The organism is Mesorhizobium sp. M0910 (genome assembly GCF_040319465.1).
In the GTDB taxonomy this organism is placed as follows: domain Bacteria; phylum Pseudomonadota; class Alphaproteobacteria; order Rhizobiales; family Rhizobiaceae; genus Mesorhizobium.
On the sequence record NZ_JAMYNZ010000009.1, the window covers coordinates 214,056 to 233,599 of the forward strand.

21 protein-coding genes and 1 pseudogene are annotated in these 19,544 nt (G+C 58.7%); 11 read left to right on the forward strand and 11 right to left on the reverse strand.

Features of this window, described 5'->3' with window-relative positions; all coding sequences use genetic code 11:
- Nucleotides 1-230 precede the first annotated feature (230 nt).
- Both NKH78_RS23220 and NKH78_RS23225 read left to right on the forward strand, forming a co-directional pair.
- Complete coding sequence (locus NKH78_RS23220) at nt 231-497, forward strand: hypothetical protein (RefSeq protein ID WP_352689242.1); 267 nt, start codon at nt 231-233, stop codon at nt 495-497.
- Between the two features lie 71 nt (nt 498-568).
- Nucleotides 569-1,510, forward strand: a pseudogene (locus NKH78_RS23225) (IS630 family transposase).
- A gap of 230 nt (nt 1,511-1,740) precedes the next feature.
- On the opposite strand, the gene NKH78_RS23230 reads toward NKH78_RS23225, so the two are convergent.
- The 8 genes from NKH78_RS23230 to NKH78_RS23265 are packed head-to-tail and all read right to left on the reverse strand — an operon-like array spanning nt 1,741 to nt 10,419.
- A complete protein-coding gene (locus NKH78_RS23230; protein WP_031195385.1) occupies nt 1,741-2,736 on the reverse strand; it encodes a response regulator in 996 nt (331 codons plus the stop codon).
- Between the two features lie 11 nt (nt 2,737-2,747).
- On the reverse strand, nt 2,748-3,770 hold the full coding sequence (locus NKH78_RS23235; RefSeq protein WP_352884241.1) for a chemotaxis response regulator protein-glutamate methylesterase: 1,023 nt from the start codon (nt 3,768-3,770) through the stop codon (nt 2,748-2,750).
- 22 nt (nt 3,771-3,792) lie between these two features.
- Entirely contained in the window at nt 3,793-4,083 is a 291-nt protein-coding gene (locus NKH78_RS23240; protein WP_352884244.1) for a response regulator, read from the reverse strand.
- Nucleotides 3,978-6,086, reverse strand: a complete 2,109-nt coding sequence (locus tag NKH78_RS23245) for a chemotaxis protein CheA (RefSeq protein ID WP_352884247.1) — start codon at nt 6,084-6,086, stop codon at nt 3,978-3,980. The genes NKH78_RS23240 and NKH78_RS23245 overlap by 106 nt, the downstream gene beginning before the upstream one ends.
- The gene (locus NKH78_RS23250) at nt 6,083-6,802 is read right to left on the reverse strand and encodes a chemotaxis protein CheW (protein ID WP_352508166.1); all 720 of its coding nucleotides are present in this window, start codon (nt 6,800-6,802) and stop codon (nt 6,083-6,085) included. The genes NKH78_RS23245 and NKH78_RS23250 overlap by 4 nt, the downstream gene beginning before the upstream one ends.
- Nucleotides 6,799-8,052 carry a CheR family methyltransferase gene (locus NKH78_RS23255; protein ID WP_352787507.1) on the reverse strand — a complete coding sequence of 418 codons (1,254 nt, stop codon included), beginning with the start codon at nt 8,050-8,052 and terminating at the stop codon, nt 6,799-6,801. The genes NKH78_RS23250 and NKH78_RS23255 overlap by 4 nt, the downstream gene beginning before the upstream one ends.
- Nucleotides 8,049-8,513, reverse strand: a complete 465-nt coding sequence (locus NKH78_RS23260) for a chemotaxis protein CheW (protein ID WP_352508170.1) — start codon at nt 8,511-8,513, stop codon at nt 8,049-8,051. The genes NKH78_RS23255 and NKH78_RS23260 overlap by 4 nt, the downstream gene beginning before the upstream one ends.
- 7 nt (nt 8,514-8,520) lie before the next feature.
- On the reverse strand, nt 8,521-10,419 hold the full coding sequence (locus tag NKH78_RS23265; RefSeq protein WP_352518176.1) for a methyl-accepting chemotaxis protein: 1,899 nt from the start codon (nt 10,417-10,419) through the stop codon (nt 8,521-8,523).
- A 466-nt stretch (nt 10,420-10,885) separates the two neighbouring features.
- Between NKH78_RS23265 and NKH78_RS23270 the strand changes: the two genes are divergently transcribed.
- From NKH78_RS23270 to NKH78_RS23285, 4 genes are all read left to right on the forward strand, one after another.
- On the forward strand, nt 10,886-12,118 hold the full coding sequence (locus NKH78_RS23270) for a pilus assembly protein TadG-related protein (RefSeq protein WP_352884279.1): 1,233 nt from the start codon (nt 10,886-10,888) through the stop codon (nt 12,116-12,118).
- Between the two features lie 5 nt (nt 12,119-12,123).
- Nucleotides 12,124-12,564 (forward strand): TadE/TadG family type IV pilus assembly protein, encoded by a 441-nt coding sequence (locus tag NKH78_RS23275; RefSeq protein ID WP_352508174.1) that lies wholly within the window; start codon nt 12,124-12,126, stop codon nt 12,562-12,564.
- 40 nt (nt 12,565-12,604) lie between these two features.
- Nucleotides 12,605-12,958: a TadE/TadG family type IV pilus assembly protein gene (locus NKH78_RS23280; protein WP_352508176.1), complete on the forward strand. Its 354-nt coding sequence runs from the start codon at nt 12,605-12,607 to the stop codon at nt 12,956-12,958.
- A gap of 293 nt (nt 12,959-13,251) precedes the next feature.
- Nucleotides 13,252-13,536 (forward strand): PilZ domain-containing protein, encoded by a 285-nt coding sequence (locus NKH78_RS23285; RefSeq protein WP_023680838.1) that lies wholly within the window; start codon nt 13,252-13,254, stop codon nt 13,534-13,536.
- Nucleotides 13,537-14,109: 573 nt separating this feature from the next.
- Here NKH78_RS23285 and NKH78_RS23290 read toward each other — a convergent pair.
- Nucleotides 14,110-14,253, reverse strand: coding sequence for a hypothetical protein (locus NKH78_RS23290; RefSeq protein ID WP_352518178.1), 144 nt, complete (start codon nt 14,251-14,253; stop codon nt 14,110-14,112).
- 109 nt (nt 14,254-14,362) lie between these two features.
- Here NKH78_RS23290 and NKH78_RS23295 point away from each other — a divergent pair, with 109 nt between their 5' ends.
- The 5 genes from NKH78_RS23295 (at nt 14,363) to NKH78_RS23315 (ending at nt 18,435) form a co-directional block, all read left to right on the forward strand.
- Entirely contained in the window at nt 14,363-14,560 is a 198-nt protein-coding gene (locus tag NKH78_RS23295) for a hypothetical protein (RefSeq protein WP_023722969.1), read from the forward strand.
- A 667-nt stretch (nt 14,561-15,227) separates the two neighbouring features.
- Nucleotides 15,228-15,458, forward strand: coding sequence for a hypothetical protein (locus NKH78_RS23300; RefSeq protein WP_352508186.1), 231 nt, complete (start codon nt 15,228-15,230; stop codon nt 15,456-15,458).
- Between the two features lie 262 nt (nt 15,459-15,720).
- On the forward strand, nt 15,721-15,939 hold the full coding sequence (locus tag NKH78_RS23305; protein ID WP_352508188.1) for a hypothetical protein: 219 nt from the start codon (nt 15,721-15,723) through the stop codon (nt 15,937-15,939).
- Between the two features lie 262 nt (nt 15,940-16,201).
- Nucleotides 16,202-16,537, forward strand: coding sequence for a DUF982 domain-containing protein (locus tag NKH78_RS23310; RefSeq protein WP_352508190.1), 336 nt, complete (start codon nt 16,202-16,204; stop codon nt 16,535-16,537).
- A 1,622-nt stretch (nt 16,538-18,159) separates the two neighbouring features.
- Complete coding sequence (locus NKH78_RS23315; protein ID WP_352508193.1) at nt 18,160-18,435, forward strand: hypothetical protein; 276 nt, start codon at nt 18,160-18,162, stop codon at nt 18,433-18,435.
- 4 nt (nt 18,436-18,439) lie between these two features.
- On the opposite strand, the gene NKH78_RS23320 is transcribed toward NKH78_RS23315, so the two are convergent.
- Together NKH78_RS23320 and NKH78_RS23325 are read right to left on the reverse strand one after the other, a co-directional pair.
- Nucleotides 18,440-18,703: a hypothetical protein gene (locus NKH78_RS23320; RefSeq protein WP_352508194.1), complete on the reverse strand. Its 264-nt coding sequence runs from the start codon at nt 18,701-18,703 to the stop codon at nt 18,440-18,442.
- A gap of 136 nt (nt 18,704-18,839) precedes the next feature.
- On the reverse strand, nt 18,840-19,184 hold the full coding sequence (locus NKH78_RS23325; protein ID WP_352508195.1) for a hypothetical protein: 345 nt from the start codon (nt 19,182-19,184) through the stop codon (nt 18,840-18,842).
- Nucleotides 19,185-19,544: the final 360 nt, after the last annotated feature.

The window sequence follows — 19,544 nt, forward strand, 5'->3', positions numbered from 1 at the left end:
CCGTTACATTTGTGCAAACATCGTGCGTCGATCATGCGCAGACGCCGAATGCTTGCGCGAGAAGGCTGGAGCCGCGGATCTGCACTCGCCGTCGACCCGCGCGTTGCTGCCCTCTGTGTCGAGTTCGAAGTCGAGATCATTCCCAAGAGCCGATACCAAAGGAAGGCCAGACGCGCGCCGTCGGCTCCATCCGCCGGCTGATCGACAATCATGGCGCTGAGCATGCACGGTTGGTCCTGTGTGTCCTGGGTGAGGGCCGCGGCAATCACGCGCTCATCGAAGAAAGCAGCCTGACGGCCGTCTCTGACTTGCTGCTGGCCGGTCCGGACCTGGTGAAGCAGGGCATGGCCGCCGTGCTCGAGGTTTTCGACGCGATCCCGCTCGGCGCATACATGGCGATCGTCAATGAGCTGCGCGGCCGCGTTCATCAGGGGCATGCGCTAGCTGGGATCCTTACCGGCGCCTCCGGGAGAGCACAGCTAGAGCACGTCCTGTGATCGATGAATCGATTGTGATGTGACGGCTGCGTTTTGTGCTGATTCAACATCCACCTCGATGGAGGTGGACGATGGGAAGAGCATTGAGCGGGGATCTTCGGTCGCGGGTCTTGAAGGCTCGGACGAGGGCATGTCGGCGCGGCAAGCGGCGGCGCGGTTCGGCGTGGGAGTGTCCAGCGCGATCCGCTGGATTGCGCGGGCGAAGATCGGCGAACTGGCGCCACGCCCGCAGGGGCCCCGCCGCGCCTCCGGCCTCGATGCGCATGAAGCCTTCATCGTCGGGCTGATTGAGGAGCGCAAGGACATCACGCTGAACGAGATGGTGGAGCGGCTCGTCGCCGAGCAGTCGATGCGGATCAGCCGCAGCGCCTTGAGCGCCTGGCTTCGCGGTCACGGCTGGACATTCAAAAAAGTCCGCGCACGCACTGGAGCAGGGTCGCCTCGACATCCTGAAGCGGCGCCGGGACTGGTTCGACGGCCAGCTCGATCTTGATCCGGCGAAGCTCGTGTTCATCGATGAGACCGGCCTCTCCACAAAGATGGCCCGCCTGCGTGGAAGAGCGCCGCGCGGCGAGCGCTGCCGGGCCGGCGTGCCGCATGGCCACTGGAAGACCACGACCTTCACCGGAGCGCTACGGCTGACGGGCATGACTGCGCCCTTCGTCTACGACGGCGCCATGAACGGCAACGTGTTCCTGGCCTATGTCGAGCAGGTGCTGGTCCCGACATTGTCGGAGGGCGACGTAGTCGTCATGGACAACCTTCCCGCCCACAAGGCCGCCGGCGTGCGCGACGCGATTGAGGCCGCAGGCGCGAGCCTGCTCTACCTGCCGCCCTACAGTCCCGACTTCAATCCGATTGAGAACGCCTTCGCCAAACTCAAGGCGCTGCTGCGAGCAAAGGCCGAGAGAACCATCACGGCTCTGTGGGACGCGGTCGGCGCGGTCGTCGACCCCTTCACCCCAGCCGAATGTGCCAACTACTTCAAAGCCGCAGGATATGAACCGGATTAAACAGGACGTGCTCTAGATTAGACTGGACCAGGCGCATAAGCGTCGGAGGCGTAGCCGTCGAAAACGAATTCGTGTTTGAGGTTCCGGTCCGCGGAACAGCAGTTATCCAGAAATGGAACTGACTTTGAACTGTTTCGCTTGCCCGGTTGACAATCGAGGGGTCCCGTTCGGCGATCACCAAGCCTTTAAACTGCACGAGCTGTAAGCCCGTCCGTAAAGCACCCTTACCTTTAGTCGTAATACACGACACGGTCCCGTCCTTCCGACTTGGCGCGGAAGAGCGCCAGATCGGCCGCCTTGATGAGGTCATTTGGCGTGTGGTTCTCATCAGGCACCATGGTTGCAACACCGACGCTGATTGTCACCCGCTCAGAACCGTGTGGAATGCTCAAGGCTCGCACGCTCTGCACGAGCCGCTCGGCCATAGCGCCCGACTGCGCCTGCAAAATATCGACCACCACCACGACGAACTCTTCGCCGCCGTAGCGCGCCGCGAGATCGGTCGAGCGGTTGCAACTGCTTTGGATTACACTGGCGACCTGCTTCAGCACCTCGTCGCCTGCCATGTGGCCATAGGTGTCGTTGTAGCGCTTGAAGTGATCGGCATCGATCATAAACAACGACAGCGGGCTCTTCGTGCGGACCGCGCGCTTCCATTCCGCCGCGAGATATTCATCGAAGTAGCGCCGGTTTCCCAGACCTGTGAGACCGTCAATCCGTGTGAGACGTTCCAGCTCGAGATTCGCACGCATTAATTGCCGCTGGCTTTCTCGCAGGGCCCTGTATGCCTCCTCTCGCTGAACGTGGTCAAGATAGGCCCGGGAGTGATAACGGACACGAGCGACCAACTCGATACGGTCCGGCAGTTTGACCAAATAGTCGTTGGCTCCGGCCTCGAATGCCTCGCCCTTGATGGCCGGATCTTCTTTACTTGACAGCACGATAACGGGGACAGAATGCGTCGAGGAATTCTTTCGGTATTGCCGTACCAAGTCCAGCCCATCAACGCCCGGCATGACAAGATCCTGCAGGATGACCGTTGGCTTCACTTCGTCGGCAACTGTAGTCGCTTTGAGCGGATCGGTGCAGAAGTGGAAATCTATGTCCGGCTGGTTTGCCAGCGCGCGCCGGACCGCTTCACAGATCATTATCTGGTCATCCACCAGCAGAACCATTGACGAGTAATTGTCTGCCAGGGGTGAGACGAGATTGGATTTGCCCGTCATAGAATAACCTTTCAGCAAGATCGGCCGCACGCCTCGATTAGGCGCGGGGCGATTGAGTCAAGTGGTAGGATCTCGACAGCGGCACCGATGGCAGCGGCGGCTTTGGGCATCCCATAGACCGCACTCGACGCGCTGTCTTGAGCGATTGTCAAATGCCCTTTGTCGCGTAGCAGCTTGAGCCCTTGGGCACCATCTCTACCCATGCCCGTGAGCAAGACACCGATCACGACACCCGGCCACCACTGCGCGGCGCTCTCAAGGAATACATCTACGGAGGGACGGTAGACGTTGTCGTGCGGCTTCGGGGTATAGCCGAGCTTGTGGGCTGACTTGAAGACGAGATGATCAGCCGTGGCCGCAATTAGAACGGTGCCGGCCTCGGGCTCATCTCCTTCGCGTGCAGGACGGATTGGAAGTGCCGCATGCTGGCCGAGCCAGTTTGCAAGACCGGGTACGAACTGCGCATCGAGATGCTGTACGAGAACTATTGCGGCCGTGAAATTGCTCGGAAAAGCGCCGAGGATCGCGGCAACAGCTGCCGGCCCGCCCGCAGACGCGCCGATGGCAATAAGGTGCTGTGCCGATGACACAGACGGGGGCAATGTCCGTGTGCCCCAATTTGAAGACGGCGCGTCACGTACGAGTTTGCTGATCGTCGTTATCTTCTTGATAATAAGCTGTGCGGACCGTCCGGACCCCGGGCCGTCAGAGCCGATCGGGGGGATGTCGACCGCGTCAAGCGCACCATACCCCATTGCTTCATAGACACCAGGAATGTTGGCCTCAATGCTCGCCGTGACCAGCAGAATCAGGCATGGCGTCTTCGCCATGATCCTGCGCGTAGCCTCGACGCCATCCATTTCCGGCATCACCAGGTCCATGAGGATCAGGTCCGGGAGGTCTCGTTGGCAGGCCTCTACTGCCTCACGCCCGTTAACGGCGATCCAGGCCACCTGATGTTCCGGGGTTGATACAACCAATCGCCGCAGAAGCTCGACCGCAAGAGGCATATCGTTGACGATAGCGATCCTCATTGATGGATACACACGCTGCGCCTCATTCTGTCGCCTGGCCGATCAGGTCGACGACTGCATGGAGCAGTGTCTCGTCGTGGAAAATCCCTTTAGTCAGGTAGTAGTCCGCGCCGGCGTCCAGACCTCGCCTGCGATCGTCTTCGCGATCTTTGTACGACACGATCATGATCGGGGTGTTCCCGAGCCGGCTGTCCTTCTTCATCAAGGTCACCAGTTCGATGCCGTCCATGCGCGGCATATCAACATCGGTGATAACAAGATCGAATGGTTCAGACCGTATGGCGTTCCATCCATCCATACCATCAATCGCCACCTCGACCTCATAGCCGTTATTGTCCAGCAGCTTGCGTTCGAGCTCACGTACGTCAAAGAATCGTCGACCACCAGAACGCGCTTGCGCCTCCTAAGATCGGGGCTGGTAGTACCCCGCCGCAAGGTGCGTAGGCCGCCGGATGACGCGAGCTTGTCTACTGATCGGATCAGATCGTCGACATCAACGATAAGCACGGGCGAACCATCTTCCATCAACGCCGCCGCGCTGATGTCCTTGACCTTGGCAAAGCGAGGATCTAGCGGCCGGACCACCAACTCGCGCTCGCCCAGGAAGCGGTCGACAATCAACCCGTGGGTTTCACCGTGATCACCATTAATCAGAACGACTGAAAGTTCATCGGCGTCTGCTTGCGGCTCAGCGCGGTCAAGAACCTGGTGCGCGGTGACTAGTCCGATCTGTCGATCCTCGAAGCGGAAATGCGGCCGGCCTTCGAGCAGTTCGATGCGCGTGCGCGGCAACTTTATCGTGCTGGCGATGCCTGCGAGCGGGAAGGCGTATGGCTCTCCGTCAATGTCGACGAGCAGCGTGCGGAGCACCGACAAGGTCAACGGCAGCTGTAGTTGAAATCGGGTTCCGAAGCCGAACTCTGAGGAGACGGTTGCGAGGCCTCGGACCTGCTTGGCCATCGCCTGTACGGCATCGAGCCCCACGCCGCGTCCGGAGATGTTGCTAACCGTCGCTTTCATCGAAAAGCCTGGCAGAAACAGAAATTCGAGCAGTTCCGCTTCGGCAAGTCTGCCGACGGTCTCCTCTGTCGTCAGGCCGTGCGCCACGACCGTCTCGCGCAGCTTGTTCAGATCGATTCCCCTTCCGTCGTCCGCGACGATTATCTGCAGCAGGCCCGCATTGTGCCGTGCTTCGAGCCTGATGACACCTTCTTCCGATTTGCCGGCTGCTATACGTTCGTCGGTCGTTTCGAGCCCATGGTCGACAGCATTGCGGAGGAGATGGCCGAGTGGTGCCTCGAGTTGGTCTAGGATGTCGCGATCGATGCCAGTTGAGCCCCCGACGATGTCTAACCGCACGTTCTTCCCCAAGGTTCGGCCAAGGTCGCGCACCGTCCTTGAGTAGTGCCGGACGCCATCCTCGAAGGGGCGCATGCGACTCGCCAGCGTTTCGTCATAGAGTCGATTCGCAAGGTCAGTGGCTCTGCGGTCAATCGAGTCCAATTCGTCAAGGCGCTCTGCGAGGAACGTCTGGCTCAGCCGAAGTTTTTGCAGCGCCTCTGCCAATGCTTGCACCGCCCCGTCGTCCTTAGGAATCTCGGCCAGTGCGTCGCCTAGAACGTCGAAGGCAATGGCGAGATCCGACTGAATCCGTTTCAGTCGAAGTAGGCCGCCCGTAAACGGCCTGAGGCGACGAGCCTCCATCAGGGACTCACCGGCAAGCCCTAGTAAGCGGTTTAGACTATCGGCCGTTACCCGCACCATACGGTCGGAACCGACGCCGCCATAAGGTTGAAGAAGTGGTTCCGATCGAGCGAGGACGCCCGTTTCCTTTGCCGAAGAGGCCCACGGCGCCTCCTGCGGGGCAGCATTTGAGCCGGCGAGCTCCGTCTCTGATGCTGTAAGCACCTTGGCTGTCGATGGGGAGGATGCCTGCTCAAGCGCCAGCAGAAAACCGGCTATTTCCGGTTTGGCGCTCTCATCGGCCGAGGCAGGCTCACTCGCTATGGATCCGAGGAGATCGACGCCTTTCAAAAGTGTATCGATGTGCTCGCGACTCAGGCTGAGACGCCCCCGCTGTGCGGCGACCAGGCATTCTTCCATCGCGTGCGCAACTTCCACCGCTGGCGTCAGATCGACAATCCGGGCCGCCCCCTTCAGCGAATGGGCAGCCCGCATGCAAGCGTCGAGACTCTGGGCGGACACGGGATCGCGTTCGAGCGCTAGCAGACCGGACGTCAGGGCCTGCGACTGCGTCTCCAGTTCGGCCCGAAAGAGGTCGAGCATCGAAAATTGGCTGTAGTCCGCGCCGCTCATGCGATAGCTCGATCGAGCATGGCCAGCAGCAGCGCCTCGTCCAGACAACCGACCGCGCCCCCTCGCCACGAGACCATGGCTGCCGTCATGGTCGAGGACGCCTTGCCAACGGTAGCAGGCACGGCAAGCTGGTCGCTCTGTTTGAATCGATAAATGCCGTGCATTTCGTCCACAGCAAAAGCGACGCGCTTGTCGCTGTTGCCGACGACGATAAGACGCGGAAATGCCTTGGTCCGCGTGTCCTGTACCCGCGTTTTGCGATCGTCTACTCCGAGCAGTTTGGCCAACGAAACGCAAACCAGCAATTCGCCTCGAACATTGACGATGCCGAGGACCGCACTGTTCCTGCGGTGTGGCAGCGAATGGATACTACGAGGTTCGGCCACTTCTTGGAAGCAGCCAACCGGAAGCGCCAGCCATTCCTCGCCGAGACGAAAGACAACGACCGTCTGAAATGCACTGCCCTCGGCATTCCCGACTGGTTCATCGGTCCTTGCCTGGGCAAAATGTCGGGCCCACTCGTCCCGATAGCCGGGCGGCAGCGGACGGTTCAGGAGGTTCCGTGCGATTTCCTTATAGGTCGGGCAGTTCCGGCAGTGGAGATGCTGCTCCAGTTCAGGGCACGATCTGTCACCACGAACGCCTATTTGCCGCCAGCAGTCGCCGATGGCGATGTCCGGCACCGATGATGCGCTACCGGGCTCAGCTGACGTCAAGTGCCGCTCCTTTTCCCAATCCGACCGAGCCGCCCGGTGAGTGCCTCGGCACCGGCGATGTCACCCTGCTTGCGAAGCAGCAGCGCAAGATGCGCGAGGGCTTCTTGATGGCGGGGTTCGAGATAGAGGGCCTTGCGATAGTTCTGGATCGCCTCGGAACGCGCATCTTCTGCATCCTGAGCTAGCCCGAGCAGATAGAAGATTTCCGGGGAGGGACCGTATTCCCCGAGATGCGTCAGCGCGAGTTCCTTTGCTTCCGCAACTCGTCCGGCATTGGCGGTGCGTTCTATAGAAGCGAGGCTTTGGGCCGCCCGCTCGGACGGGTGGACGGAGCGCTCCACTGTCGCTGCATTACTGGAGGCCGGCCGGATCGGGCTCAGCACTTTGCTGACGTCAGAGATAGGAGCAGGGGTGGCCGGACCGAAGCGCGACTTGGAGGGTGCAACCGTCCGGGGCGCCTTAGCCGGCTCCACGTTCGTGAACGCAAATGCCATGGGTAATCGCGCTGAAGCAAAGCCGTGCAGAATCGGAAGGCCTGATTCCGCTGGACCGACGAGCAGCAGGCCATCTGGCGCGAGGAGGGTCTTCAGACAAACCAGCGCGCGGTCTTGCAGGTTTCGGTTGAAATAGATCAGCAGGTTGCGGGAAAAAATAATGTCGTACGGTGCCAGCCCATACGAGGCCGCAGGATCAAACAGGTTGCCAAGCCTGAACCGGACTTGCTTCAGGACCCGCACCTCAGGCCGTAGTCCGCCTTCGGCCGCTTCGAGATAGCGCCCTCTGAATTCGAGAAAATCGCCGCGAAATGAGTTGCGCCCGTAGACCGCGCGCTCCGCGGCCGCGAGGTTGCCCGTGCTCACGTCGACTGCGTCAATCTTGAAATCCTGTGCTCCGAAACCAGCATCGAACATGGCCATCGCCATCGAATAGGGCTCTTCGCCTGTCGAACATGGTAGGCTCAAGAGCATTACGGGTTGACCCGGCCGCATGCGCGCCCGTGCATGACGCGTCATTGCAGTGAAAGCTTCACGATCTCGGAAGAACCATGTCTCCGGTACGACAACCGCGTTGATCAGTTCCTGGAGCTCGGATGGGGAGCCAGCCAGCAATTGCCAATAATCTTGAAGCTCACTGATCTGGCAGGCTGACATCCGCTCCCGGAGCGCGTGACGGATCACCGACAGACCGACAGTGCCGCTGTCCAGTCCAATCTTTTCCCTCAGTAGCTGTTCGACCGCACCAAACATCATGAACTCATCGCGACCTGACGGAACAGCGTTTCGCGAATGTCGTCAGATAGCAGCGCTTCGGCCCTGACCCACTGGACAAGTCCTCTATCGTCGGACGCCACGGGGCCCAAGTAGGGCGGAGTTCCCGCCTCCATCCCGGACGGCGCGAAGTCAGAAGGATCCCGCTTGAGCATATCGGTCGCTCGTTCAGCAACAAGCGCAAGCAGGTGGTTCTCACCATCCTTGGTTGGATAGCGTATCAGAACGATTCGTGTGCTCAGCACCAGCGCCGAAGGGCGGCCAAGCGCAAGCAGGCTGAGATCGATCATGGGAACGGGTAAGCCCCGGCAGTTGATTAGGCCTACTACGCCGTTCGGCGCGCCCGGCAGCCTTCTCACGCCGATGTAAGGCAGGACCTCTTCAACCTGCTCCATGTCCAGCACATACCGGTCGCTACCTATACAGAACCCGAGGAATAACATTGTCGTCCTAGCTCGCAGGCACCTCTCGCAGCGCCCGCAGTTTGAAACGGGAAATGCTGCTGCGTAACCCGCCCGAAACCTGATTGAGTTCGTCGATCGCGAGCGTGGATTGCTGGAGGGATTCAACCGTCTGTTGGGCAGCTTCGCTCAATTGTATCAGCGTCTCACTGATCTGCCCTGCGCCCGTTGCCTGGGCCTGCATTCCCTCATTGGCCACTTCGAACCGTGGCACCAAGCCCTGGACCTGCTGAATAATCTCGTAGAGTTGGCCGCCGACCTGCTGCACATCTTGCATGCCACGTCGGACCTCCTCGGAGAATTTGTCCATGCCCATGACGCCGGCTGCGACGGCGGATTGAATTTCCTTGACCATCTGCTCGATGTCGTATGTCGAGACGGCGGTTTGGTCGGCAAGCCGCCGGATCTCCGTTGCCACGACCGCAAAGCCTCGCCCATATTGGCCCGCCTTTTCAGCCTCGATTGCGGCGTTTAGCGAAAGAAGGTTGGTCTGGTCGGCAACCTTGGTGATCGTGGTCACCACCTGATTGATATTGCCGGCCTTCTCGCTCAGGATCGCAAGTTTGGAATTAATCGCGGTGGCGGCTTCCATGACGTGCTGCATGGTTGCCTCCATGCGTGCCAGCCCTGCTTGTCCGCCGGTGGCCAGCGTGGCGGTTTGCTCGGCGACCGCAGAAACTTCGCTCATCGTTCGTACGAGCTCATTGGAGGTTGCCGAGATTTCCTTCGCGGTCGCTCGGATTTCGGTCGTAGTGGCCGCGATCTCATTTGCGGTTGCCTGCTGTTCCTTTGAGGTGGCGGCCACCTCGGTTATCGATGTGTTGACTTGAATGCTGGATTTCTGAACCTGGCCTATCAGCGTGGTGAGATCATCGGCCATGGTGTTGAAGCCCTCAGCCAGCGTGTCAAACTCGTCCTTGCGCTTCAAATCGAGGCGCCCGCTGAAGTCGCCCAGGCGCATTACACGGACGAGATCGACCAATCGGCCAAGCGGAACACTAACGGCACGGAATAGAAGATAGCCGCACAAAAGGGCCAAACCGAGTGCTACGAGGAACCCGGCAATCAGGCCCAACTTCGCTGTGCGGACGATCGAACCTATCTTTTGGGTCGAGCTGTTTGCCTCTCCTCTATGGTCCTCGACCATGGCTTGCAGAGCCGATTGCAATTTCCGAAAGATCGGCTCCACGTTGTTCTTGATGGCCGGGCGCTCGTTGGGGATCTCTCCCTTCGCCAACGCGGCACGACTGGCATCCAGTACGGCGGCTTCGGCTTGGCGGAATTGATCGGCGAGGTCCTTGACGACAGCGTAGTTCTGCTTGTCCAAATCGGACTCAATGGTCTCTTCATACTCGTCCATCGACCCTTGCAGGGCGTCGCGGTTCGCCTTGATGGTAGCCTCGAAAGCCCGCTTGTCGGCAGGATTGTCCTGAAGAGCATATTCCTGGAGAAGACTATGGGCATCCATCTGTCCCATCATGATCTGGGTGCTGTGATAGAGGTCCGGAAGAGTTTCCTTTTCCACGCTGGTCGCTTCTTGCTCCGTCTGGAGAAACCAAACGTATGTAATGCTGGCCATAACCGACATGACAACCAGAACGGCCGCGAAACTGGCGAGTATGCGGCGGCGTATCGTCAAGCTGTTCATCGGGCTCAGTTCCGCCAGGGCGCTAATTGATTTGTTGGCACGACTAGCCCAGCACCGCGTTGCGACTATGCCGAACAGGCGAGATTCATTCGAATCGCGGAATCTAATGTTGGAAACGTTTCTTTTCCGTTCACGTCGCGCCCACAAGCCGCCTGCGAACGGCATGTACGCGTCCAAACCAATGGCCGATCGCATCGGCCGCAACTGGAAAGTATCTCCAACATCGAGCGTGGCAAGCAACTCCCTCCATTGAAACGCTCGTGAGTCGCGCGTGTTCTCAGCGACGGATTGCTTCGAAGGCCTGGCAAAGGGGGCGCGCTGTTTCGCGCGAGAGCGCACATAGCTCCAGGTGGAACTCCTGGAAGCGCCGTGCAATTGGCGCCTAGGCTTGTCAAAGTGGAGCGCGTGCAGGTGAGGCCTGCTTGCCGTGCACGCTTTGGCGCAAATCTGATTTCATTTGTCGCGGCTATGGCCGTTAGCCTACCCACGAGGGCGAAACACTCGCAAAGTCAATCATTGAGACTGGAAACGCTAACCCGATACGCGACTGGCGCCGCCGGTTGAAGATAGGGCCAGCGACCAGCAGCGTGCTCGCCGAGTGCGGCCGCGGGAGCTTGTGCCGGCCGCGCCAAGGAGCGGATATATCAAATGGAGCGAAATTCTTAGCCATTCCTTCATCCATCTTTTCGTTAAATACCCCATGGAAATGGGGCGCATTATATCGAGGCGGTTGGTTCGGTGTTTGCGACGAGGCGTCGGGACGAGCGGCAACGTTGCTACTATTTTTGCCCTATCGTTGCCGATTGTCGTCGGCGCAGCGGGTCTCGGTATCGAGACCTCCTACTGGTATTTTAGCAGCCTGAAATTACAGGCGGTGGCGGATGCGGCAGCCTATGCTGGCGCTTTGGAAAAGGTTTCGGGATCTGACAAGCCAACGATAGTCGCCGCCGCGACACTGTCAGCGACGACGAACGGCTGGGACCCGTCAACAGGCACAATCGAAATCTTCACTCCCCCGTCCTCTGGCTCGAATGTCGCCCAAAAGGCCGTCGAGGTCATCGTTCATCAGACCCTCGATCGGTTTTTCACATCGATATTCACGCAAAACGCGATCGGCGCACGGGCAAGAGCGGTGGCTTTCATCACTGACGCCTCAAAGGCCTGCGCTTTGTCGCTCAATCGTTCCGCCCCGAGAGCGGCGCTGTTTTCCGGCAGTTCGACCATAAAAATGACGGGCTGCTCCGTGATGTCCAATTCCATTGCCGCCGATGCGATCAAGCTTCAGGGATCGGCAAACCTTCAGGCCGACTGCCTGATATCGGCCGGCGGTGTTTCGTTGAACAACCCTGTGACGACTGTTTGCGCCAGCCCGATAACCCAGGCCTTACCCGCTGGTGATCCCTTTGCCGACCTGCCGGCGCCACCAGCCACAACCCCCTGTCAAAACTCGAAATTGTCGACCCTGAACCCCGGGACATACTGCAGCGGGCTGAGCTTGAGCGGCAATGTTGCGCTCGCGCCCGGCGTGTACGTCATTCAAGGCGGTGATTTCAAGGCGAACGCGAACGCCAATGTTTCCGGCACCGGAGTCATCATCTATCTGGCCGGCAGCTCCGGCGTCACCATGAACGGCAACGCCACCGTCAAACTTAGTGCACCCACGTCGGGCACGTATTCCGGTGTCCTGTTTTACGGCGACAGAGGTAACCTGACGGGATCGAACACGTTAAACGGCACGGCGGATTCGCTTTTGACCGGCGCTCTGTATTTTCCAACCCAGGACGTCAATTATCTCGGCAATTTTTCTGGCAAGGGTGGTTGCACGCAGGTCGTCGCCGGTACCTTGCAGTGGTCCGGCAACACGAGCATCAGCCAGGATTGCACGAGCCTCGGAATGCGTAATATTCCGGCGACGCAATCCGTTCGGCTTGTGGAGTAATCTTCGTGGAACGATTATCAGCCCGGATCTTCCGGAGCGATTCGGGTGTTGCTGCGGTAGAGTTTGCGCTGATTGTGCCGATCCTTTGCCTGGTACTTCTTGGCGTCATTAACGGTTGGTCTTTCGTATCAAGCGCGCTGTCGATGCGTGCAGGCGTCAAAACGGCGGCGAACCTCGTGATGCAAGGCGCAGCCGACGACGCGGCTACCCAAGCCGTCGCCCTTTCGAGCTGGGAAAATCATCCCGATGACGCGCAGGTGACGCTGAGCCGGAAATATATGTGCGGGATCACCGTGGTCGATCTATCTGTCCTGTGCGACAGTTTGAAAGCTCCCGCGGTTTTCGTTGTAATACAGGCGACAACCACCTGGTTCCCGCCCTTCAGTTTTGGCGAGTTTTCCCTCTCGCGCGAGCTCAGCCAGCAACAGGTGATTCGTGTTCGCTAAAGGGAGAGCCTTCATACGTGGGGCATCAGGCGGAGCTGCATTGGAGTTCGCGCTGATCGCGCCTATTCTGATAACGCTTTTGATCGGCATCTTCGCATTCGGCTGGGCTCTGAATGCCATGTCGAGTGTTCGGTACACGCTGGAAACGTCCTCACGTGCGCTGCAAATGAAGAACTCGCTAACCGAAGCAGAGATAGAAGCGATAGCCACGGCAAAATTGCTGAGTTTGGGATTGAGCGACGTCGACGTAACAATAGCAATCGACGCCCCCAGCGGCGGCTTTCGAATGGCACATCTGACCGCCAAATATGCGTTCGTGATCGAGTTCCCGTATTTCGACCGGTATCCGATTAATTATGCGACAACCGTCACGGTTCCGTTGATTGGAACATAAGGCTCATTCTAGTCGGACGCCGCAGCTAGTTCTCCATCAAAAAACCTGCAGCGAAGCCCTTCCTTGCCGCAAGGTGCTTCACGCGGGCTTTGATCCCCGGCTTGACCCATTGGGGTCGCCGGCCGCTTTGGCAAGCCCTTTGGTAGGAGGCCGGCATGCTCCTGAAACGTACTTCCACGACCGATCCCGCATGTCACGCCGCCTCTGACGATAACGCTATGTTCATCAGCCACGCTCAATTATCTGGCAGACCAAAAGCTACACGAAGCGACAGACGCCGGGAATTAGGCGAAATGGCTGAAGACGAACAGAGGCGCCAACGCAGGCAGCGCGTCTTCAAGGGCGCAACAATCCTGACCGGCATGACCCATTCCGAGGTCACGTGCACGGTGCGCAACATGCATGCCGGCGGCGCCGAACTGAAGGCCTCGATCGACGCTCGCGTCCCCGACGAATTCCTGCTCTATGTGCCGACCGACGGCATCGCCTACAAGGCGGTGGTTCGTTGGCGTCGCGAAGACCGCATCGGCGTCATGTTCACCGGCACCGAGCCAAAGCCGCACTGGCACTACGGCTAAATCCCCTGAACCACACCTCGTAGCCGTATGCTGGGCGGTGATTGACCCCCGTCCTTTGGACGCCTTGTTCCTCCTCCAGAATTTCTTCGACTTAGGTGGCCGACAACCATTCTGGCGCCGACTGACTGCTCGCTTCCATTATCGGTTTGCCGACCATCGTTGGAGATTTCAGAATAGCTACTGCTCTCGCCCTCTCCACCGTCCTGATGGTTTAAACAGTGCTCGTGCATTTCGAGACGGTCCGAGTCGTCGCGAGTATGCGGCGCTGGTGGGGTCGGTCTGCTCGTGTGGAACTGCTCGCATTCATTACGCCTGCGTTTGTCGCGCACCTGCTCGGTATTGGGCAGGGGAATAAAGGGCGCTGTTCCCCCACAAGCAGAAAACCGGCCTTCCCCTTGCTTCGGCCTGGGGCCTGCAGCACCGACACGGCACTCGGTAGCGGGTGCCGCCGTCATCTTTTTCATGCCGTCGCGAATCGTCACGTGATCGGTCCGAAAGGTGATGGTTTTGGTCCCTCGAGACGACAGCGACATTCGCCTGACTGGGAACGACGGGGTCAGAGTGCCTGTCATATCAGGGAACCTCGTGCAATTTGTCGACCAGCCCACAAAGTTCCAAAAAAAACGGACCGTTCGCTTTGAGGTTGAGTTGCGCCTTAGTGCTTCCCTTGTGATCTTCCTCAGCGTCCGCTGTTTTGACAGGGAGCGCATTGGTCATTCGGCCCATCGCGCTTTTCTGCGGCCCGCCGTTTCGCCCGACATCATGGAACGATATCGCCCCCATGTATTAGAAACCCATGGACACTATGGAACCCCACGGCCACGGGATGGCGGCCGATCTTTTGACATCGGAAGTTGCCAATGCCAGGCAGCGCATCCACCGGACCGAGCTCGCGCTTCAACGCACTGAAGAAATGCTGGCCGAAAATCTCGCGCTGTGCAGCAGGATACGAACTGCGGTCGAGGCCGCAGACCGCTTGGTGAAGATCGATCCCCCCAGCTTTGAAGGACGTCGCGCGGGTTGAACTGGGCCGGCGTTTCATCGTCGCGACCTTGCGGCACCCTGCCGCAAGAGCCTGCCCTGTTGGCATCACAGCGTGAGCAAACATTGGACAGAAGCATTTCAACGGTCGCTATGTGCAACACCGACGCTAGATCGACACGATCTTCTGTTCAAACAGCGGGGATTAATGCTCGGCGGATCGAAGGGGGCACGGGGGTCTTCGCGCGAGCCAGTTAGCCGATCTCCCGCTCAGAAATTTCAGCCAAAATATTCCGACCTCCTGATGGAACCCATTCGTTGCGGGCGAGTTGCGGCTCATTGGGACGGACTTCCCGAACATGACAACGAGCAACAAAGCAGACCATCAGTCTGTCTCCGGAGCGTTTCGGAAACTGATCCGTTCCGAAGGCTATCGTCATCACGTACAAACGTTCTTAAATCTGGAGGTCGAACCAGAACTGCCGCCAACCCTACAGTCATTACTTGCGGCTATTGATCGGGCCAAACAGGGCCCGACGGAAGAAGGTCCCTAGCCGGCTGGCTGAGCGTCAGGTCAAAGAGTATAGAGGCTCGCTTCGTGGCTTGTCCCCCTGATTCCCACTCAGAAGTTATCAAACATTCTTCTTGATTTTTCTCGACAGAGGATCATGAATGTTCCCTTGGGTTCTCGCTGAGGTGGGAGGCCTTGTATGAACGTTTGGACGAACTGCCGACCTATCAAAGTGACTGCCAATGAGCTTGTTGAAGAGCTGATTTTACGAGCCCGGCGCGGCCAAATCATCATCTCCGTCAAAGAGACTATCGCAGCGGTGCGCCGAGACGGGCTACATCTGGCGGAAAGTGACTGCGAGCTGGTGGAGCTTATTGTCGATCTTGCCCCAACCTTTGGCATGTTCGTCGCGTTCGACCTTCGCGAATAGCCTGATGGCAGGTTCTTCCCTCCGGTATACGTCGGGGACGATTCGACCCAAGGTTGTGGACGAAAGGCGGATCGAAGCGCGCTCTATGGTCGGAGGGGGTCTGCGCGCGAGCCAATTATCCGATCACCGATCAGAAACTCGAGCTAAAAATTGCTGACTGTTGCGGCCTAGCACCGTGCCAATTCGTACGATTCGTACATGGCGTTGATGTCGGTCAGGAAGTGAGTAGATTCCCCTTCGGCGTGTCCCTGGGGAGGGCCGGATGAGCGTCGCGCAAAGGGTCGGTCCGCTTCTAGAGCAAGCAATCACTGTACTCCTCAACAGGGCGGACCGTCGCGACACGGTCTCGATCAAAGCGGCACTACGCGAAGCTCGGGAGGCTGCGCCTTGTTTGGTGGCCTCCGACGAAGAACTAACCAAGGCGATCCTCGAGGCAGCAACTGCCATGGGCCTCTACGTGCCTTTCGACGGTCGCGAATAGCTGTCAGCCAACTTCGCTTGTCGTGACCTGGCAATGGCGACCGTGTGCTGCCATTCATTCTCGATATTCCCGCCTTGGCGTGACAGCCCTCACATTAACGCTCTCGCCGAGGACGAATAAGCATCGGATGCCGCAGATTTCCGAATGGTCCTTTGAGGCGATCGCCGCAATGGCTAGACCGACAACAAGCGAAATGACTAGGGCGACACCCACCGGAAGATGATGCATACCGGCTTCGTACCGACCGCTCGGATAAACGTCGATGAACGTTTGGAAACACCCGTCACGGACTCAGACCATCCCTAACAAATGGTTAGCCGTCCTAATCGCTGAGCCGGTTTATAGAGAGGAAACCCTGGCTCGCCACTGGTTCAACCCTCCGGTCCCCGTCAAGACCGAGCGTCCCGGGATCATCCACAATGTCAACAACGCCGAGACAGCCGGCGAGGAGCTGATGAAGTGGACCAAGCGTGGCCCTTGCTGGGATCTCGCGGTGCGCGTTTGCATGGCCGTGATTTTCGATGAGATGGAACCCGAGGAGGCCCGCAAGGCATTCCTGGCTGCTGCAAAAGAGGAGGGGACATTACTCCCCCAATGACAAGTAGCTAACTTGAACTGCGGTAAAGGTTCTCTGACCAACACCGCCTTCGCGAAAGGAGCCCGCCGCCGGTGAGGGAGAGGCGACGGACCCCCCACAGCGGCTGCACATCCACGAAGAATCCCGCTGCCACCTCTAAACCCGCGAGGGCCTACATCGTTCCCTTAGCTGCGGCTAAAGCGGGGTTGGTCGGCGGGCTCTTGGCGCTCTAAGTTCTAGCGGCGATGGCGAAATTGGCATGGTGAATGTTTGCAGGCGCTTGAACCCTTGGGAGCATAGCTGTTGGAGGTCATCGATATTGTCTTTTGGTTTCAGGGTGAGGTTGCGCCGGCGTTTGTCTGTCTCCAGGCCGGATACAATCAAGCGGTCTTGCGACGGGTCCGGACGAACGCAGCGTCAGCGCTGCTCCGCAGCAGCGGGCTGCAGACGGCGGTCGCCAGCCAGCTTGAGGCGCAGTTGCCCGCAACCACTCGCCATCTTCTCCGAGCGGATCGCAGGACAGCTACGCGATTCTGAGCACTGCCAAATCGGCCTAATTTTCCACTGCCGAATGGACGATGAGACGCGTAAGCGAGTTTCCGGACCGGAAGCTATGCGTTGGGTTGCCCAAACGATGCAGAGGCGCTGCTGTGTTGGCGCGACACGCTCGACCGCAGGTGCGGACGGCATAAGAATTTTGGAGAGGCCCGTGGTGACTGGGGATTGCGCCGGTATTGGCGACGCGCGAAGACCGGGTCGATATCCGGGCGAAGGCAGCCCCTGCGACGCAACTTCATACCGGAGACTGGAGGCCGCGCTGGGAGGTTGTTGCTTAGGCTACCAACTCAAAGTAATTGTCCGGGAGAGTTCAGCGATGTCGCCATAGATCATCAGAACCTCTGACGAGAAAACATTTATCACCGAGGACTTCGAAGAGTGAGCTTGCCGCGGTACAAACCGGCAGGTTCTTCGAATTGGCGTACGTGCCGAGGGGCGCGGTTTCGACCTTACGGTCCTTGGCTTCGGCACAGCCGACACTGATCGCGAGGATTGCCGATAGCAATGAGAGTCGTCTTGCTCATATTTTGCCTCTGGAGCCAGCTCTTGTCGGGTAAGTCGCGCGATGCATCAAAGTAGCACCGGCCCACGAACGGCTTCATCCATCGATTGGAGGAAGCGGGCTCATTCATAATTAGCAATATCTTGAGTAAGGCGCCGAGCGCACCAGACTCATGGAACGGCGCGCGGAATTTCCATTCGTGACGAGGTGCCGATCCCGGCCGCCTTCGCAAACGGGTCACTCAGCGCTGCGTAAACGTCTCGATTCCGAGCTATAGCTTTCCGCATTCGATCATCGATCATACCAAGGCGAAGAAGGGGCAGCAGATCGAGCTTACCGGACAGATCACGCGCATAGACGAGGAAGGCGGCAGGGTGACCGTCGATCTGGGACCGCTGGTGACGATCGAGATCGACAAGGTCAGGCTGGTCGAGAAGTACAGGACGCCAAAGCGCAAGAAGCCGCTGCGCGACATGGTGGATTAGCTCGCGGACCGCCGCTTATCCACGCGACATCGGTACCACTCAAACGAATGGCAATTTTCTGTCTGAATGCGTTTAGGGTCCATGCTCGGAGACCACGCATGGGTATCGCGCGGGAGACAGGTGACTCCCCGTTTCAAGGCTTCGAGATGCTACGAGCACTGAACAGTCAGTTTCTTAGACCTAAAGATCGGGCGATCTGCCAGCGAGTTGTCGACCAGGTAACTGCCGACGCCAAATGGTACAGCACCCCGATAGACGGTCAGATTCTGGCCTCGACCACGCTGAATCTCTTTCAATCAGGGGTCGTAAACGAAACGAATTTGCTGGCACATGTTCGCGCGCGGCGCCACGACTTCACTAAACTGACAGGCTAGTTCTTCACCCTCGCGACATGGGCGCGAAATGCGGTTCTTCGTAATCCGCCGGGCGGTCATGCAGCAAGTTGAGCGCCCGCTTTAGGGCCCGATGCAAATTGTCGATGGCGTCGTAGTGCGGACAGAACGGCCTTAGGGACAACTGCGCGACCCGCAGTTCCTTCGTCAGTAGCCAAGCCTGCCGTTCGATCTTGGCAAGATGATACTCGGAAATCTGTTCATGGCGGCGACGGTGCGGCATCCCGCAAAATAGGAATATATTCGGCATCCCGTCAAGGCACATAGACTTCGTCCCGCCCTCAACGCATGCTCGCCGCGCGCATTTTGGGGAAGCATGAAAATCAAGTTATGTGCGTTTGTAGCCATCAGCGTTTTGTCGGGCTGCGCTACTCGCCCAGCCGACATCAAGCCATGCTGGTTTCGTCCAGCGTATACGCGGGCACGTCCTGCAGCCATTTGGAAGCCGAACTTTTCCGAACGAGTTCCGACCTGGCCCGATAATGGCCGTACAACACAGGACGGCCCGCCATGACGTGGATGGCGTGTTTTGGCTTGGCTTGCCGGTTGGCAGCATGATGGACGACACAGACATCAAGGCAGGTGAAGCCAAGATCGGCGAGCTGAAGGGCAACATGGACGCGATCAACGCAGCCCGACGAAAGGGCGGCTGTGTTGCACTCTGTAAGCCGCTCCAACGTTAAAATTGTCGGCTTGCTTCCCGCCTTGGCCACTGCGGAGTGGTCGTTCATCGATTGACTCGCGTAATGCACCGGCAGTTAATCTCCCCGCCAGGGCAAAAAGAGGGGCTATGAAACTGGGAGCAAACAATGACTGTCCAAAAAGAAGACTATCGAACCAACAGAGCCGACTACGCCATAGCTGCCATGCATAGCCGAGCGACCGCTGAGGGCGATCGTGACGATTTGGTGGCGAGGAAAAAGTCCCTGTGGGTAACAGATCGGCGATCTGCAAAATTGGCTGCAAACCCGTCCGAAAGCTCGCCAGAACCCAAGGCAAAAGCGCGCGGTAAGTGAATTGATTGAGCCCCTACGTGCCGATTGGGAGGCTGTGCAAGGACAGGTGAAGGAACTGCGGGATGCCGGAAATCA